The organism is Aminipila sp., assembly GCF_032051575.1.
Taxonomy (GTDB): domain Bacteria; phylum Bacillota; class Clostridia; order Peptostreptococcales; family Anaerovoracaceae; genus Aminipila.
This window is the reverse complement of the sequence record NZ_DAMBYD010000006.1, coordinates 94040-112555: the sequence shown is the minus strand read 5'-3', so window position 1 is coordinate 112555 and position 18516 is coordinate 94040. Positions and strand designations below refer to the sequence as shown.

Genomic DNA, 18516 nt, shown 5'->3' with positions numbered 1-18516 from the left:
GGCGCTTTGCCGCCTAGGGAGCTTGTTTCTCAAGAAATCCAGGACTTCTTGCAATTTCTTATTTACCTTTTTTCACGCGATTCTCCTTTTAGATAAATTATGCTTTTATTGCCCAACGCAATTTGGCAGAACGCGCGCGCCCGTTGTTACTGCGTTCTTCTGCTGATGCACGGATTGGTTCATCTGCAATTTCACCATAAACCCCGTCGCGAAACAGGCTCTGAAAAGATTTTTTAACGAGGCGATCTTCACCGGAGTGAAAGGTGAGAATTGCAACTCGTCCACCTTCGGCAAGTGCGGAAGGTAGATTATCTAAAAATTTACGTAGCACTTCAAATTCGTTGTTGACATCAATTCGCAGTGCTTGAAAGCACCGCTGACAGGCTTTTTTGATATCTTCATTGCTGTTGCTGCCGGGAATGGACTTCAACGTGTTCTTGATGATCTGCTGAAGCTGTGTGGTGGTATCAATGGTGGCTCCCTTTCTGATTTGAGAAACGATTGCTCGGGCAATTGCTTTTGCATTTGGCTCGTCTGAGTTTTCTCTTAGTATACATTCCAATTCGTCCTGCGAAATGGTTTCCAAACGATCTGCGGCAGATTTACCTTTTTTTGGATTCAATCTTAAATCCAAAGGCCCTTCTGCTTTAAATGTAAATCCTCTTTCTGGATTATCTATTTGCATAGAAGAGACACCCAAATCAGCCAAAATGAAATTCAAAGGTCCTGATTCAGCAAGGATTTGATTGATGCTGGAGAAATTCATTTGCCGGATAGTCAAAATTTCTGGGCCGTACCCCAAACTTTCTAAACGGGACTGTGTGCGTGGCAATTCAAAGGGATCCACATCAACCGCATACATATGCCCTTTGAAGTCCAAACGCTTGAGCATTTCCAGCGTATGGCCGCCATAACCCAGCGTTGCATCTAGCCCGATTTGTCCGGGAGTAATTTGCAAGAATTCTAATATTTCATCAACGCAAATGGAGCGATGCATACCGGCTGGGGTACTTCCTTTTTGCATAACCTTTTCTACTGTATCGGCGTATTTTTGGGGTTGAAGTTCTTTATACTTATCCTGATAAGCTTTAGGGTGAGTCCCCTTATAGCGAATTCTTCGCTGATGTTTTTCCTCATGATTATCCATTGCATCCTCCAACTCATTTTATATCATGTTGCACTAATCTTTTAAATCATATCATAACAAAAGCTAAGCAAAAAAGCAAACCTGGTACAAGCCAACCCCTCCACCAAGGAACCAGTGGTAATCCTGACATCATTATTGTCTGCTCACGGCATACGGAGTATGTTTGCCCCTTTAAAATAGGCGAAAATAAGGATGACATATGCAGATATGATTGTAAGAATTCCTCAAGACAGTAACGATTGCTACTTTGAGGAATTTTTATTAAAGGCATCTTTATATTGATGGAGATAAGGTCGACAGATGTTTGAAGGGTGTGGTAAAATAAGGAATATTGAACGGCCGTTATGAAATTTGCGGTTTGAAAAAGCTTATAAATAGCCATTTGCCTTAATTTTTTTATTTTTACTATTTATATTGCCATATAAATATGTTGAAATTGAATTATTCCAATTAACATCTGGATTTAAAGCAAATTTAATCCATTAATTCCTTCTCATACTTAGATAGTTTGTTACTATGATAAAGAAATATATTACTTTGTAAATGATAAAGAAGAAGGGGATAGGGATTAGACGTTATTTCGCTATGATATAGAGAGATATAGCAAGAATTATGAAAAAATTTTTATAAAAAATTGGTATTCTGTTAATGAAGAAGGTGAAACTCATGGATAATAATACACAAGTGATTCGTTTTTTAATTGACTATATCGAAGAACATATCACAGATGAAATCAGTTTAGACATTCTGGCATATGCATCAGGATATTCACAATATCATATGCACCGCATGTTTACTGAGCTAGTTGGCATAACACTACATCAATATATTAAACGCAGACAATTAACAGAAGCAGCTAAAAGTTTGATTTTTACAGATAAACGGATTATAGAAATTGCTTTAGATGCGGGGTATAAGTCGCAACAGGCATTTACCCTTGCTTTTAAAGATATGTATAAACAGGCTCCTCAGAGATTTCGTCATAATTGCCAGTTTCGTCCGATTCAGTTGAAGTTTGAAGTGATTGAAAACCTTACTAATTTAAAAGGAGACCGAATTATGGATATTGAAGTGATTGAAAAGGAAGAAATTAATCTGGTGGGATATAAAGTAAATACTAAAAAAGGATTTTTTGTTATTCCGAGATTATGGCATAAATTGCACAAGGGAAAAAACAGTATAAAAAATAGAATAGATTTAGATTATGTTGTTGGAATTAATGACTATTCTGATGATTCTATATTTAAAGAAAACCATCCTGCTTTTGAGTATTATGCTGCAGTCGAAGTAAGCAAACCAGAAGGAATAGCATCAGACATGAGTGTGTTGACACTTCCTGCTGGGAAATATGTTGTATTTATCTATAATGGAAAAGCAAAGGACTCCATGCAACCGGTCATGGACTACATTTATAAAGTATGGTTTCCTCAATCAAATTGTCAACTCAATGATAAAGCACGAGTGGATTTTATTAGATATGGTGAGAAAACGGATGATAAAGGGAACAGTAGAATCGAAATATGGGTGCCTATTTTTGCGACCCCACAACTGACACGGCAAAAGTAAAAAGAGATTCTAATAAGTGGCTAAAAGATAAATTAACCAATCACGTAAATAGACACTAAAAAATAATAGATAATGATATGTGATACAAGAGTGAATAAGGGCAAAACCGACGGTTTTCGCCCTTTTAAATTGGCGAAAATATAAAAAATATCAATTTAAACTTGAAACAAAAAATATATTTACGATTCGATCGTTTATAAAAAATTAATAGCATTTTAATTTTTTATAAATCTATTTATATTATGATAAAAATAGAGGTGTCTTTTCAATGAAAAAATGTATGATGAAGGATAATGCTCTCGGTTATGGCAATATAAAAATGTTAGGGTTAGTAGGAATCTATATAATAGCATTAGTATTAGGAATCCTGTTCCGTATATATGGCGGAAGCGCAGGAATTTTATTATCTGGAATGGTATTTTACGTACTTCCACTTACATGGACTTTAATAAAGATGAAAACAGAAAAAATCCCTTTTCAGTTGTGGACGGCAAAGGTGAATAAATCTACATGGTATGACTCATTTTTTGTTGCAATCTTTTTTATTGGTATTTCTGTAGCTTTTATTTTAATTGAAGCAATGTTGTTTAAGGAAGGTCAAATTGAATACGTGAAGGTTAGTTGGCAAAAAATAATTGTATTAGCAGCACTGGCACCAATTACCGAGGAGCTTATTTGCAGGGGACTTATATTGCAAAGCTTTGTTAATAAGTATCCTATCAAAAAGGCAGTATGGCTTTCGGCCATAATATTTTATGTAATACATTTAAATATTTTTAATATATTGGCGATATTTGTAGGTTTAATGTTTGCAGTATTAATGATAAGACACTGCAATATTTATATGACAATGGCTATTCATTTTTTCTGGAACCTTATACTACAGTTAAAACCATTGCTGATAAATTTATTACATAATGTAAGTAGTAATGTTTGCTTATATATGTTAATGGTTTGTTTCATTATGATTATCGTTGGAGTTATAAAATCAATTCAGCAGTATACGTTTATAGTGAAAGAATATTGTGAATAGACAACAATATATATAATAAATCTATTCCGAAGGATAAACCCATAACAATTTGGAATTCTGAAAATTTCAGTGAGCAGGCAGGGTTAAGGTATATTCTATATTTATGAAAGAAGAAAAAAGGAATAGGGATTTTATAGATGATGGTGGTGTTAGTATGAAAAATAACATTTTAATTATTGATGATGATATAGAGTTATGTAAATTATTAAAAAAATGTGTCGAAAAGGAGAACCTAACCGCTTATTTTGTTCATAATGGAATGGATGGTTTAAATCAGTTAGAACAAATTAACTATCATCTCATTGTTCTGGATGTCATGTTGCCGGGAATGGACGGATTTCAGGTGCTCCAAAAAATAAGAGAAATGAGCACTGTTCCAGTGCTGATGCTTACAGCAAAAGATGCCAATACTGACAAAGTAAATGGACTGCGTTCCGGTGCTGACGATTATCTAACTAAACCTTTTGACGTCGAAGAATTTATTGCTCGCACTTTATCTTTAATTCGCAGATATACAACCTTAAACAACAGTGCCAACGAAAAACCCCATCGGCTCTCTTTTCAGAATCTTACTATCGACTTGGACACCCGGATTGTTCAAATCGGAGATGGGCAAGTTGAGCTTTATGCAAAGGAATTTGACATTCTTTACTACCTTGCTAAAAACAAAGGTAGAATTTTAACCAAGCAGCAAATATATGAAGAAATTTGGCAGGAACCATATGCCTATGATGACAACAATATCATGGGATATATCAGTAAACTGCGAAAACAGATAGAGCCTGATTCGAATAATCCCACCTATATTCAAACAGTGAAAGGCGTAGGCTACCGCTTTAGCCGGGAGGTATAAAGTGGAGGAAATTTATGTGAAGCTTCCGTTGCTTGTTGTTGTGCTTGTAATTGTAATTGCCTTTATCGCTGTCATTTCCGCCCTGCTGTTATCCAGAAAAATGCACGACGTAAAGTTGAAATTGAATGATATTTCCGAAACACTGGACGATATTGCACAAGGCAACAGCAATCGAAAAATATTGGCAAAACCCAGCGATATGACTTCTATGATTTGTTACAAAATAAATAATATTGTTCATGAGTTTCAAGAACAGGTCATTGACTTGAAAAAAGCGGAGAAAACCAACAGTCAATTGATGACAAGTCTTTCACATGATGTGCGTACTCCGCTGACAACTTTGATTGGATATTTAGATGCGGCGCAAAAAGGTATTGTAGTCGGTACGGAAAGGGAAGAATATATAGAAACCGCCCGGTTGAGGGCACATGATATGAAAGACTATGTAGATGTGTTATTTGAATGGTTTAAACTGAACTCCAATGAAGAAACTTTTGCCATTAGAAAAGTAGAACTTGCAGAACTTACCAGAAGTATACTGAAAGACTGGATTCCGATTTTTGAGGCCAATTGTCTTAACTTCGACATAGACATCCCGGAAAAGCGCATCAAGGTCAATTTAGATATAGATGCCTATGCCCGTATTATAAATAACCTAATTCAGAATGTAATCTCCCATAGTCGGGCAACCCACGTCAAAATCAAAGTTTTTCTCCTTGCTGTTAATGTAATGATCACTATTGCAGATGATGGTAAGGGAATTTCCAAGCAGGATTTGCCGCATGTTTTTGAACGGCTTTATAAATGTGATACGGCACGTTCTGAAAAAGGAAGCGGCTTAGGATTGTCCATTGTACAGCAGCTTGTGGGAAAGATGGGTGGTTCGATTTCAGTCCAAAGCGAACCGTATCAACGAACAGAATTTATCGTGCGATTTCCACTGGGTGATGAAAAAAACTGCTGAAAGGCAGTTTTTTTACTTCTTTCATAAAATTCAAGGTTAATTCAAGGTTTGTGCAAGGTTTATACAAGGTTGAGGAGATAAAATCAGATTTATAAAAACAAAGGAGGATTATATATTTTGAATGATTTTGTAATTGAGACCAATAATCTGACAAAGCAGTACGGCGAACAAAAAAGTGTCGCCAATTTAAGTATCCATGTGAAGAAAGGCAGAATTTATGGGTTGTTAGGACGTAATGGTGCAGGAAAAACCACCACTATGAAAATGCTGCTAGGCTTGGCAAATCCTACATCTGGGGAAGTGCGTATATTCGGAAAAGACATTCGCACTGACAAAAAGAAAGTTCTTTCTCGAATTGGTAATCTAATTGAATCACCGGGTTTCTATCCTAATCTTACCGGTACGGAAAATCTTAAAATTATGGCAAGACTTCGAGGAATACCTAACCGTAATGCCATTAATAACGCCCTGAATGTGGTGGGACTGCCTTATAAGGATAAAAAACTGTTTTCGCAGTATTCACTTGGCATGAAACAGAGGCTGGGCATTGCAAATGCTATTTTGCATGATCCTGAGCTGTTAATTTTGGATGAACCTATCAATGGACTTGACCCCATTGGTATAGTGGAGGTCCGTGATTTTATAAAACACCTTAGTACAGAGCAAGGAAAAACAATTTTGATTTCAAGTCATATTTTATCTGAAATGGCCTTGCTAGCGGATGATATTGGAATCATTGATCATGGAGTCCTGCTAGAAGAAGAAAGCTTAGAAGAATTGCAACGGAAAAATAGTAAATTTGTTCACTTCGTTGTTACAGATACATCTCAGGCTTGCCGAATTTTAGAAGCGGACTTTCACACTTCAAATTTTCATATTGATGACAATTATAATTTACGACTTTACGACACGGAATTAGACGTAGCCGCTATCACACGTAAATGGATGGAAAGTGGCCTCAATATATCAGAAGTGCATACTCAAAATGACACTTTAGAGGATTACTTCAAACAGGTCACCGGAGGTGAAGGAATTGCTTGATTTAATCATTTGCGAATTTAGTAAAATTAAAAGGCAGAGGTTTATTCTATTTTGTATGTTAGCTGCCTGCCTCTTTCCAATCCCCCTGACCGTATTAGTGGCAAAAGACAATCTGCAATTTGAGCAGCTTTTTAAGCTGGTTGTTACGTTTGGAGATTTTCTCTTTTTACCGTGCGTACTAAGCGTGGTGGCAAGCATCCTGTTTTTTATGGAAAGGGATAGCGACATGCTAAAAAATCTGATGACCGTACCAGTTCCTAAAACAAAACTCGTGGCAGCAAAGCTCAGTGTACTTTTGACTGTTGCTGTGCTATATTCTATTGCTGGTTTAGGTGCTACAATCATCGGTGGATTAATTGTGGGTGCAGTGGAAGGAGTAATGTTTAAATTGGGACTAAGCGCCGTACTTGGTATTATGCTGTTTGTTTCAGTTCTTCCTGTTGTCATTCTCATTGTCTATTTTAACAAAAGCTATATTTTTTCAATTATCATTGCCTTCATTTATTCTATCTTAAATTTTGGCATAGCACTTAATATGTTAAACTTTGCGCCTAACAGTGCTCTCATTACTGCGTTGCCTGTACCGGTCACAATGCGTTGGTGGACATCCTATTGGAACGGACTTACTGCGGAATACCTTGCAATGAGAAAGCCTTATATGTTATCCACTCCGGTTAGTGCAGCAATACTATTTTTAATAACGATAATATCAGTTCTGTTGATTTTAATTGTATTTAAAAAGCAGGAAGATTAGGAGGGTACTATGATTAATATAATTATTACGGAGTTTCAAAAGCTTAAGCGTTACAGCATTCTTTGGATGGGTATCGTAGCCGTGCTTTTTTCCCCGCTGTTAGCTGCTTTTCAACAAAGCAGCGGTAATGAAATGATGCAGTACGAAAGTTATGCAAACAGCGTTATATGGAATAACTTCAGCCTGGCTTTTCCGTTTATGATTGTTCTCATTGGGGGATATATCATAAACCGTGAGTATGTTGACCATACGTTGAAAAACGCGCTGACAGTACCTGTGTCATTTCGTAAATTACTTGCAGGAAAGCTCATTACAGTTGGACTTGTTACTGCATTGTACGGTTTTTTTAGTTTTATATGTACATTTGTCTTAGGTACGCTGTTCTATCATGAAAATATGTCCCTAGCGCTTGTAGCAAAATCACTCTTTCAGCTTGTTGGATTGGGGATTTGCTGTTATCTGGCCGTATTACCAATTATCGTATTTTTTAGTAAAAAACAAAACGGTTTTCTTGCTGGAACTGGATTAGCATTTGTTTATGGTTTCGGTGGAATATTTATTGCCGGTAGAGCATTAACCGATTATTATCCTATTACGGCTGGACTTGGAATTATTAAATTTACAGGAGACGGCACACTTATCTTTAATGCTTCTGTGGAAATTAGTGTCCTGCTCCTTATGGCAGCGATATCAATCGTTATGTTACTTTGTACGAAAGGTTCCCGGACAAAGTTATAACAGGTTCCTCATTTTTGAAAGATTAGGGTTGTTGTAAATCCATGATTAGCACCACTCTTTATCTGCATTGTTCCCTCATGGGCTTCCACAATCTGCCGGACAAGCAGCAGTCCTAAACCATGTCTCAAATCCAGCCTTTCATCAGTGCTGTTCATGTAATGAGGTTTTTCCTCTAACTCTTGCAGCTTTTCAGCTGATAATCCAATACCATTATCAGCGATAGTAAGGATAAGGGAAGTATCGGAGCAGGCAAGGGACAGCTTGACATTACAGCCTTGCGGATTGTGTTTCATACTATTTTGTACCAAATTGCTTACAGCCCGTGAGATTAAACGGGGGTCACAGTCTATTGGGGCTGTTTCAGCAGCCGGAGTGATTTCAATATCAATGGAATAAATATCGGAAACACCTGTATTGAATAATTCTGCCACATAGGAACGCAGTAGCTTTGATAATCTAACAGGCTCCTTGAGTAATGGCTGCATTTCATAGTCCAGTTGCGATACTAAATTCAAATCCTGTACCAGCTCTTTAATCTTAACGCTTTGCTTTCGCACAATTTCAGCCTGTTCTCTTACGGTGGTGCTTACGGTTTCATCATTCGCAATGCGTCCGGCATACCCCATAATCATAGAGAGTGGGGTGCGTATGTCATGGGAAATTCCACTAATCCAATTAGCGCGGGCTTCGTTCTGCCTACTTAAAATTTTAGACGCTTTATTTACACTGTCAGCCACTTCTGATAATTCCCCGATGATAGAAAGAGATACTGGATTACCATTGGAGAGTGTTTCAATGGATGAAATAATCGGCTCTGTACTCTTGATGATTTTCTGCTTTGAAAAATGGTAAGAGAAAAACAGCAGAATCAGATCAACAGCTAACATTACTGAAAAATAAAGCGGCAGGGTTCTAATAGCTTGAATGGAAAAATAATTGCTTGTAAGTTTGGTATAGCTGTCTTTCGGATAGCCCAATACCAGCAGTCCGCTATCGGTATTCCAAACAAAAACAGGATAATCTTCAAGATAGCCCCTTGAAAATATAGCCACATCCTGAACGGTATAATGCGCCGGAATGTTTTCTGGGGCATTAACAGACCACATGGTTTCTCCTGCTGCATTGAGGAAAACAGCCCAAATATGATTGCTTTCCAATTTATTGCGGGCTTCATCTGATAGCCCATCCAATGTAGACGCTGCGGCAACTTCTTCCAGCATATTATTAGGTGATATAGCCCCATAGTCCTTTTTAATAACACTATGAAAAGTCCATCCAAAGGCAATAACATTGATAAGCAGCAACACAAGAATAAAGCCGGCAAAAGATACCAAGTGCTTAGATATATACTTTCCAAATGATTTCATAATGTCACTTCCTTGTATTCAATTTGTAGCCTAATCCCTTGATAGTAATAAGGGAAACGGGTTTTGACGGGTCTGTTTCTATCTTTTCCCTTATGCGCCGTACATGAGCATTTAGGCTGTTTTCATACCCAAAAGGATTATCTCCCCAAAGAGCTTCGCAAAGCGCGTCCACAGTTACAATTTTTCCCTCATTCCGGGCGAGCGCCTCAAGCAAAGTATATTCTTTTGCTGTTAAAGGAATGACTTCACCACCCCTGCTTACCTCTGCGCGACTGAAATCAATCGCACAGTTGTCCAGCTTCAACAGCGGGGCATCCTCTTTGTAACACCGTCGCAGGACAGCATAGATGTGCAGCAGTAATTCCTGCGGCAAAAACGGTTTCACAATATAATCATCTGCGCCGAGACATAAGCCTGCCAACTTGTCCACAGCTTCGTCTTTGGCGGTAAGAAAGATAATCGGTATATCCGTAAACGAGCGCATTTGTTCCATGAGCAAAAAACCATCCCCATCCGGCAACATTACATCCAAAATGGCCAAATCAGGCTTTTCGTTTCTGCTGACTGCAATACCTTCTTTAACAGAAGCAGCAACGACGATATTTTCAAAACCGTCGTCCGTTAAGATATTTGAAACTAATTTAAGTAAATCTGGCTCGTCGTCCACGAGTATTATTTTTTTTGTGTACAAAAATGAATGGTCCATTGCATTACCTCCGACTGTAAACAGTATATCACAACGCGTTCATTTGGGGTGCTGTCTTGCGAAAAAGTAAGGTAAAAGTAAGGACGCGAGAATGTAAAAGTAAGGAGGGTGTTGTAACATGAAATCAACGAAAGGAGATGTTTCATATGAACTATGTTATCACAACAGAACAGTTGACGAAAAAATACAAAAATTTCACTTCCGTGAACGATGTTTCACTACACATTCGGAAAGGCAGTATTTACGGTTTCCTCGGTCCGAATGGTGCAGGGAAATCCACTACTATGAAAATGCTGTTGGGGCTGACCGCCCCTACAAAGGGCAGCTTTACCATTGACGGGAAGCACTTTCCAGATGACCGACTGGCAATCCTGAAAGAGATTGGTTCTTTCATTGAATCGCCCTCGTTTTATGCGAACCTGACAGGCCGGGAAAACCTTGACATTATCCGCCGGATTTTGGGGTTGTCGAAAAGCTCGGTAGAGGATGCTTTAGAATTGGTTGGTCTAACCGAGTTTGGAGACCGTCTGGCAAAGAAGTATTCGTTGGGTATGAAACAGCGTTTGGGTCTTGCCGGGGCGTTGTTGGGGCGTCCGCCTATCCTTATTCTGGATGAACCAACCAATGGGCTTGACCCGTCGGGTATCCATGAAATCCGTAATTTGGTGAAATACCTTCTTGACCTTTACGATTGCACCATTTTAATTTCATCACATATGCTCTCTGAAATTGAATTAATTGCGGACGATATTGGTATTCTCAATCACGGGCGTTTATTGTTTGAGGGCAGCTTGGATGATTTACGTCAAAACGCATTACAGTCCGGGTTTGCTGCGGACAATCTGGAAGATGTGTTCCTTTCTATGGTGGAAAAGGACAATGCAGCAAGAAAGCAGAGAGCAAAGCTATGAGGACACTTGCAATCGAGCTTCGAAAAGAGAAACGGACTGGAGTTATTGCCGTATTGCTGCCGGTTGGTATTTTGGGTGCTGCATACGCTTTTGTCAACTTCTTTGTGCGAAAGGATATGCTGCTGAACCTGCCGTTAGCTCCAATGGATGTGCTGCTGACCCAACTTTACGGCATGATTATGATACTAAATATGTTTGCCATTGTAGTAACCGCCTGTATGGTCTACAACATGGAGTTTAAGGGTAATGCGGTCAAAAAAATATATATGCTTCCTATGAGCGTACCGGCTATGTACTTTTGTAAATTCTTGATTATAACCGTGATGCTTTTGGTGGCTGTCGCCCTGCAAAATCTGGCACTGGTGCAAATTGGAATGACAGACTTTCCGCAAGGAGTGTTTGAATTAGGGACGCTGATAACTTTTGCTGGGTATTCGTTTATTACTTCCATGCCGGTACTGTCTTTTATGTTATTGGTTTCCTCGCGCTTTGAAAACATGTGGGTTCCCCTCGGCGTAGGGGTAGCCGGATTTTTAAGCGGCATGGCTTTGGCGACGTCAGATATGGGGCTGCTGCTTATTCATCCCTTTGTTGTAATGCTAAAGCCCGCAGTAGCTATGAGCGCACAGCCTGATATGACAGTTACTATTGTTTCTGTAATCGAAACAGTCCTTTTCCTTGGCGCAGGATTATGGATGGCAAAAAACCTGCGCTATGAGTAAGGAGGAAAACTGATGAACTTTTTAGATTTGTTCAAAATTGAGTTTATGAAAGTGAAACGCTCCAAAATTATCCCCCTGATTTTCGTTGCCCCGTTGTTGGTGGTGGCGTCGGGGATTGCCAATTTGAGCAGCTATTTCACACCTGAATATACCAATGCTTGGCCTGCCATGTTCATTCAGAGTGCTTTGGTCTACGCCTACTATCTGCTGCCATTTTCTATGATTGTAGTTTGCGTGATGATTTCAGGACGGGAAACACAAAACAATGGGATATTAAAAATGCTGGCTCTGCCAATCAGCCGTTATATGCTCTCACTGGCAAAGTTTTGTGTACTTATGTTTTATCTTTTAATGGAAATGGTAGTTTTCCTTGTAGTATTCGTGATTGCAGGGTTGATTGCAACAGGCTCAATGGGTATTACCGAAACGCTTCCAGTGCTTTATCTTCTGAAATGGTGCGCAGGGCTGTTCCTTACCATGCTGCCTTGTGTGGCGACGATGTGGACCATTACGGTACTGTTTGAAAAGCCACTGCTTTCTGTAGGCTTAAACCTACTCCTTGTCATCCCCGGCGTCTTGGTGGCTAACACCCCGCTCTGGATTGCCTATCCGTATTGTTACAGCGGCTATCTGGTGTCCTGTTCACTGCATGATTTCACAGCAGCATCTTCCGATACCGCATTTTCGCTGATACCGTTCCTACCTTGCGCGATGCTGATCTTTGTGCTGGTTCTTGTGCTGGCTGTCACCCAATTTGGAAAGAAAGAAATGAGGTAAATCTGATGGAAAATAAAAAATTTCAAAAATTAAGTATGGTGGCACTAGTTGTTAGTGTTCTGCCACTGGCAACTTTTATCCCAACGCTACTCACAATTACTCTTTCGGATGGGGTACGCAGTATTTGGGCGGGAGCAAATATCGTCTTTGTTTTTGCGGCTCTGTGCCTTTCCGTTATCTGTGTACGGAGCAGCGAAAGCCGTAGTGCCGTAAATATTATTTCTATGGCAATCAGTGTCTTATGGGTACTGATGATACTTGGGATTATTGTTCTGGCTTTATTTCTGAACTTCCTGTAGTAGCAAATTCTCCTGCCATAGGTGGTGGCATGGTAATAATTGAAATTTAAATAAAAATATCTACAAAAGCAAGTAATGGCTGGAATTAAGTTTTCGAAAGAAAATACGGAATATGATCAACTTAGTAGACGGTTTGCATAGAAGAAAAATACCAATATATATAATCGTGTATTAGCAGAAATCACAAGTGAAAGTAATAATAAAAAAATTGATTTTATTACTGAAATGAAATATGATAGATTTACTGTTAGTGATGAATTTCCAAAGGAGTTTATAGATAAACTTATGTTATTTGTATTGAATAATATAAATGAATTAATTGATGAAGGCGATGACATCACAAAGATAGAAGAATTGAAGAATAGAGGATAATAGAGTATAATTTAATGTAAAATTTGTTTAAAGAAATGGATGTCAAATGAAGAAAATCGCAGTCATAGCAAATCATATATCCTTTGCTAATTATATAAAATCAAACTTGGAGTTATATTTTGATGGATACGCAGATATTATAACCTATTCGATAAAAGAAATAGAGAACAAGGTCGCAATCGAAGAAGAAGTCGTTGTTCTTTCTGCCTTTACAATTTTTAAGGCAGTAAGCGACAAAATCAATAAGGATACCATTCTGCAGGTTGTAAATATGGCTCTCAGCAAGGATAATATAAGAATTCTGGATCAGGCACCTGAGCAATGTAGGGCACTACTTGTAAACCTTGATAACAGAACTTGTATGCAGCTTATAACACAAATTTATGAAGCGGGATACCGTGGACTTGATCTAGTACCATATTATGGTGAAAATTCCGGTTTTGATAAATCTATAAAAATTGCAATAACACCAGGTGAAGTTCAGCTTGTACCGCCAGAAATAGAGAATATTATTAATATTGGCGAGCGTGCAATAGATACCAACTGCATAATTGAGTTAGCAAACAAGCTGAATATTAAAGGAATATTCAACTCTGAAACTGCAAAAAAAGCAAACGATAACGTAGTAATAAAATCAGGCGGCGTCGAGAAGCTTTTGAGCGAGAATGAAAGTATAAATGATAATATAAAGGCTTTGATAGAGTATATTGAAGAAGGAATAATAATTACTGATATTTCTGGAGGTATATATCTGTCAAATGAAAAAGCAAAGGAAATGCTGCGTGGCAAATCAGAAGTACTGGAGGGCTTCGGTATTGGAGATATAATACCGGACTTTTACAATAAGGTGAGGAGTGGAAATGACACCATACTTAAAATAGAAGATAAGAATCTGGTGATTTCTAAGAAGGATATACTGTCAGCAGGCAACCTTACAGGAAGTATTATAATCCTGAAGAATTTCGAGGAACTGGAGGACAGGCAGCATGGTATAAGAACTCAGATTGCAGGAAGCAGACATATTGCACGCTTTACCTTTGATGATATTATAGGTGAAAGCAGAGAAATCAAAGAATGCATAGGCATTGGAAAGAGAATTGCAAAGTCTGACTCATCCGTTCTCATAACAGGGGAATCGGGAACGGGCAAGGAGGTATTTGCCCAGAGCATACATAATGAATCTCACAGAAAGAATTATAATTTTGTTGCACTAAACTGTGCGGCTATTCCTGAAAATCTTCTTGAGAGTGAACTGTTCGGATATGAAGAGGGCGCCTTTACAGGAGCCAGAAAGGGTGGGAAAATCGGATATTTTGAATTGGCTCACAGAGGAACTATTTTCCTAGATGAAATAGGAGAAATGCCACTTTCACTTCAGAGTAAGATTTTGAGGGTCCTTGAGGAAAAGAAGGTATCAAAGATTGGTTCAAGCAAGTTGATTGAAGTAGATGTGCGAATCATTGCAGCTACAAACAAGAATTTGTATGAGTTGGTAAAGGAAAAGAAATTTAGAGAGGATTTGTATTACAGATTTAATGTACTGCCGCTGAATATTCCAAATCTTAACAACAGAGGTCGGGATGTGTTGATACTTTTTGAGAAACTAGCGGAAGGAATTGGAGCAAAGTGGACCTATAGTGAAGAGTTAGGGAGAATCCTTCTTTCTCATCTTTGGCGTGGTAACGTGAGAGAGGTCAGAAATGTTGTGGAATACATAGATAGCTTGGACAAGGATATTATCGAACCGTGGGATTTGCCGGACAATTTTAGAGAGGAAGCAATGAAAATACCACCGCTAAGGAGGCTAGAGGAAACTGCCAGATTTTCACATGCGTGCAGACATATTGGCTTCATCTTGAGAGAAGGGAAAAGCATTGAACTTTTATACGGTGTTTTGTCGGTCCTTGAGGAGGAAAAGAGACGAAAGAAAAGAGCAGGAAGAGCCGAAGTGGAGAAAATAATATTGGCACAGGGTCTTGATTACACCGAGACTGAGGTGAGAAACTCCATGAAAAAGCTGTCTGATAACGGTTACATTAAATCCCAAAGAGGCAGAGCAGGAAGCTCTATTACGGGGACTGGCATAGAACTCTTAAATGAAATAAAAGGCTTAATTGGCTGATTTGAATCCAATTAAGCCTTTTTTTATGGGAAGGTTTATCAAAAAACAGCTAAAATAAGGGTATTCTTATTTGGCATGTAAATTGCTTTATATATTAGCATCTAAGATCTTTAATGTAATTATAACTATTAAGGGAGGTTCATTATGCACGCGAACATTTTATCTATTGTTCCTATAATTCTGACAATAGGACTTGCAATTAAAACAAGAAACGTAATCGTTTCGCTTATGGCCGGTGTGTTTTCCGGTGTACTAATTGTGGTAGGCGGTAATCCCATTGCTGCTACCAAATCAATGATAGGTGACTATTTTATGGCTCAGATGATGGACAGCTATAATGCAGGAATCATCTTGCTGCTGGTATTTATCGGAGGATTTGTTACTCTAATAGAGAAATCAGGAGGAGCAGAGGCCTTCGCAAGAAGTGTAGCAAACTTTGTTGATACAAGATGCAAGACTCAAATTGCGGCATGGCTTGGTGGCATCCTGGTATTCTTCTCAGAATTAGGAACACCACTTATTGTAGGGCCAATATTTACACCAATTTTCAGAAAAATGCGTATCTCTAAAGAAAAATTAGCATGGATAATAGATACTACAGCTTCACCAGTATGTGTTCTTATTCCGTTTATTGGATGGGGTGTTTATTCCATGGGGCTTATTCAGACAGAGTTGGATGCGTTGAATATTACAAATATTACGGACTGGACAGCATTCATCAAGGCAATACCTTTTCAAATTTATCCGATTCTATGTTTAATCATGGTACCTTTAGTAGCGTTTTCTAAGAAAGAATTCGGAGCAATGGCAAAAGCTGAGCACAATGCTCGCAAAGGAATATTCTCAAATCTTGAAGGTGAAGACAAGATTGAATCTAAGTCAATGATTATTGATAACAAGGTATCACCGCTTGTAGCTATTATTCCGCTAATCGTACTCTTCGTAACATTATTTGCAATTTTAATTCCTCAGGGTTTCCCCGTTAAACAGGTTCCTGGAAGTGATTTTAGAATCGCATTGATTACTGGATATTTATTCGCATCTATTGTAATGATTGGTATGATGGTATATTATAAGGTAAAATCTCTTAAAGAAGCAGTATCAACATATCTGAAGGGATACGGAAAATTATTTGAATGCATAATTATGCTGATTCTCGCATGGAGTTTGAGTTCAGTAGGCAAGACTCTTGGAACTTCAGAGTTTATCGTTGAACTTGCTAATGGAAATATTCCTGCATGGTCGGTTCCAGCTATAATCTTTATTATTGGAGCAATCATGTCATTCGCTACAGGAACTTCATGGGGAACTTTCGCAATTGTAATGCCAATTGCTATTCCTATGGCAGTTGCACTTGGTGCACCACTTTATGTTACAATTGCGGCAGTGCTTTCGGGTGGATTATTTGGAGATCACTGTTCGCCAGTATCAGATACTACTATTCTTGCAGCAACGGGTTCTTCCTGTGGACTAATGGAGCATATGTGGACACAGCTTCCATACGCATTAATTTGTGCAGGTGTTTCCTTTGTAGGATTTATTGCAGCCGGAATCACTGATAATATTATCGTTACTGCTATTTGTATCGTTGGACTTTTCGTTGTATACACATTAGTAGCTAAGCTAAAAGGTGAAAAAATAGAAAATTTAAATATCAGTCAGATAGAGGAAATTGACCGAACAGAAAGTCCACAGCAGGCATAAAAACAAGTAAGAATCATGAAAGAAATTAAGGAGGACATAGAATAATGACAAGTTTATGGGGCGGTCGCTTTGAGAAGGATATGGATGATATTGTAAAAAAATTTAATGCATCAATAGCCTTTGATAAAAGAATGTATAATAATGATATTGACGGAAGCATCGCGCACGTTACAATGCTTGGACAGCAAGGAATTGTAACAAAGGAGGAGGCTGACAAGATTATCGAAGGTCTTGAAATAATAAGAAAGAGAATATCTAACGGAGAAATACAATTTACTGTTGAAGATGAAGACATTCATATGGGGATAGAGTCAAGGCTTATTGCTCAAATCGGAGATACAGGAAAGAAGCTTCATACTGCAAGAAGCAGAAATGATCAGTGTCAGGTTGACTTGCGATTATACGTAAAGGATGAAATTAAAGAAATCCTTCACAGATTGTATTACCTTGAATCTGTAATTCTTGAAAAAGCAGAGAAATATGCTGACAAGATTACAATTGGATTTACCCACATACAGCATGCACAGCCTATTACAATCGGATTTATCTTCATGGCATATTTCCAGATGTTTAGAAGGGACATAGAGAGAGTATTAGATTGTTATGAAAGAATGAACCTGTGCCCGCTTGGAGCATGTGCTCTTGCAGGGACGACACTTCCTACTAACAGACACACTACAGCAGGCCTTCTTGACTTTGCTGGACCAACAGAAAATGCAATGGACAGTGTAAGTGATAGAGATTACAGCATTGAGTTTTTAAGTGCTGCATCCATCTCAATGATGCATCTTTCAAGGTGGGCGGAGGAATTTGTATGGTGGAATTCATCAGAATTTTCATATATCGCTATTGATGACAGTTTTTGTACAGGAAGCAGCATCATGCCTCAAAAGAAAAATCCAGATATGGCAGAGTTACTTCGTGGTAAGGTTGGCAGAGTTTACGGTGACCTTATGCAGATGCTTACAATCATGAAGGGAACCCCTCTCGCATACAACAAAGATTTTCAGGAGGATAAAGAAAGCTTATTTGATGCAATAGATACATGGAAGGCAAGCGTTCAAATTTTTGCTAAGATGCTTGAAAATACCGAATTTAGAATGGATCAGATTGAAAAACATCTGAGCAAAGGATTTTTGAATGCTACGGACATTGCAGAGCATTTTGCTAAGCAAGGTATTCCTTTCAGAGAAGCACACGAAATCGTAGGAAAGATGGTCAAAACCTGCGAGGTAAAGGAATGTGATTTTGAAGATTTGACTGAAGTTGAATTACAGTCCATAGATAGCCGAGTAACAAAGGAATCTCTGGGAGATATCAGCATCAAAGCTTGCGTAGACGCAAGAGTGTCTTTTGGAGGTACTGCACCTACAGAAGTGAGACGTCAAATTAAAGTAGGTCAAGAGTGGCTTGACGGACTAGATATTGAAGTACAATAAA

18 protein-coding genes are annotated in these 18516 nt (G+C 38.4%); 15 read left to right on the top strand and 3 right to left on the bottom strand.

All coding sequences use genetic code 11. From position 1 onward, the window contains the following. Positions 1–97: 97 nt before the first annotated feature. A complete protein-coding gene (gene rsmH, locus RTW14_RS09665) occupies positions 98–1147 on the bottom strand; it encodes a 16S rRNA (cytosine(1402)-N(4))-methyltransferase RsmH (protein WP_312650152.1) in 1050 nt (349 codons plus the stop codon). A 666-nt stretch (positions 1148–1813) separates the two neighbouring features. Here rsmH and RTW14_RS09660 point away from each other — a divergent pair. The 8 genes from RTW14_RS09660 (at position 1814) to RTW14_RS09630 (ending at position 8096) form a co-directional block, all read left to right on the top strand. After that, positions 1814–2713, top strand: coding sequence for an AraC family transcriptional regulator (locus RTW14_RS09660; RefSeq protein ID WP_312650149.1), 900 nt, complete (start codon positions 1814–1816; stop codon positions 2711–2713). A gap of 268 nt (positions 2714–2981) precedes the next feature. Continuing rightward, positions 2982–3746 carry a CPBP family intramembrane glutamic endopeptidase gene (locus RTW14_RS09655; RefSeq protein WP_312650146.1) on the top strand — a complete coding sequence of 255 codons (765 nt, stop codon included), beginning with the start codon at positions 2982–2984 and terminating at the stop codon, positions 3744–3746. Next, positions 3743–3853, top strand: a complete 111-nt coding sequence (locus RTW14_RS18850) for a DUF1835 domain-containing protein (RefSeq protein WP_442871571.1) — start codon at positions 3743–3745, stop codon at positions 3851–3853. Before RTW14_RS09655 ends, RTW14_RS18850 begins: the two co-directional genes overlap by 4 nt. A gap of 47 nt (positions 3854–3900) precedes the next feature. Then, positions 3901–4599 (top strand): response regulator transcription factor, encoded by a 699-nt coding sequence (locus RTW14_RS09650; RefSeq protein WP_312650143.1) that lies wholly within the window; start codon positions 3901–3903, stop codon positions 4597–4599. A gap of 1 nt (position 4600) precedes the next feature. Beyond that, the gene (locus RTW14_RS09645) at positions 4601–5563 is read left to right on the top strand and encodes a sensor histidine kinase (RefSeq protein WP_312650140.1); all 963 of its coding nucleotides are present in this window, start codon (positions 4601–4603) and stop codon (positions 5561–5563) included. 117 nt (positions 5564–5680) lie between these two features. Next, positions 5681–6604, top strand: a complete 924-nt coding sequence (locus RTW14_RS09640; protein WP_312650136.1) for an ABC transporter ATP-binding protein — start codon at positions 5681–5683, stop codon at positions 6602–6604. Then, the gene (locus tag RTW14_RS09635) at positions 6588–7358 is read left to right on the top strand and encodes an ABC transporter permease (protein WP_312650134.1); all 771 of its coding nucleotides are present in this window, start codon (positions 6588–6590) and stop codon (positions 7356–7358) included. Before RTW14_RS09640 ends, RTW14_RS09635 begins: the two co-directional genes overlap by 17 nt. Before the next feature lie 9 nt (positions 7359–7367). Beyond that, on the top strand, positions 7368–8096 hold the full coding sequence (locus tag RTW14_RS09630; RefSeq protein WP_312650132.1) for an ABC transporter permease: 729 nt from the start codon (positions 7368–7370) through the stop codon (positions 8094–8096). An 8-nt stretch (positions 8097–8104) separates the two neighbouring features. Here the strand turns inward: RTW14_RS09630 and RTW14_RS09625 are convergent, their stop codons facing one another. Then, positions 8105–9463, bottom strand: coding sequence for a sensor histidine kinase (locus RTW14_RS09625; RefSeq protein WP_312650129.1), 1359 nt, complete (start codon positions 9461–9463; stop codon positions 8105–8107). 4 nt (positions 9464–9467) lie between these two features. Further along, on the bottom strand, positions 9468–10169 hold the full coding sequence (locus tag RTW14_RS09620) for a response regulator transcription factor (protein ID WP_312650126.1): 702 nt from the start codon (positions 10167–10169) through the stop codon (positions 9468–9470). A gap of 146 nt (positions 10170–10315) precedes the next feature. On the opposite strand from RTW14_RS09620, the gene RTW14_RS09615 reads away from it, so the two are divergent. The 7 genes from RTW14_RS09615 (at position 10316) to argH (ending at position 18515) form a co-directional block, all read left to right on the top strand. Beyond that, positions 10316–11080: an ABC transporter ATP-binding protein gene (locus RTW14_RS09615; RefSeq protein ID WP_312650123.1), complete on the top strand. Its 765-nt coding sequence runs from the start codon at positions 10316–10318 to the stop codon at positions 11078–11080. Continuing rightward, on the top strand, positions 11077–11802 hold the full coding sequence (locus tag RTW14_RS09610; RefSeq protein WP_312650120.1) for an ABC transporter permease: 726 nt from the start codon (positions 11077–11079) through the stop codon (positions 11800–11802). The genes RTW14_RS09615 and RTW14_RS09610 overlap by 4 nt, the downstream gene beginning before the upstream one ends. 12 nt (positions 11803–11814) lie before the next feature. Continuing rightward, complete coding sequence (locus tag RTW14_RS09605; RefSeq protein WP_312650116.1) at positions 11815–12579, top strand: ABC transporter permease; 765 nt, start codon at positions 11815–11817, stop codon at positions 12577–12579. 5 nt (positions 12580–12584) lie between these two features. After that, positions 12585–12878, top strand: a complete 294-nt coding sequence (locus RTW14_RS09600) for a hypothetical protein (protein ID WP_312650114.1) — start codon at positions 12585–12587, stop codon at positions 12876–12878. A 418-nt stretch (positions 12879–13296) separates the two neighbouring features. Then, a complete protein-coding gene (locus RTW14_RS09595) occupies positions 13297–15372 on the top strand; it encodes a sigma-54 interaction domain-containing protein (protein WP_312650111.1) in 2076 nt (691 codons plus the stop codon). 144 nt (positions 15373–15516) lie between these two features. Further along, a complete protein-coding gene (locus RTW14_RS09590) occupies positions 15517–17076 on the top strand; it encodes a Na+/H+ antiporter NhaC family protein (RefSeq protein WP_312650109.1) in 1560 nt (519 codons plus the stop codon). A gap of 44 nt (positions 17077–17120) precedes the next feature. Next, positions 17121–18515: an argininosuccinate lyase gene (gene argH / locus RTW14_RS09585; RefSeq protein WP_312650106.1), complete on the top strand. Its 1395-nt coding sequence runs from the start codon at positions 17121–17123 to the stop codon at positions 18513–18515. Position 18516 lies beyond the last annotated feature (1 nt).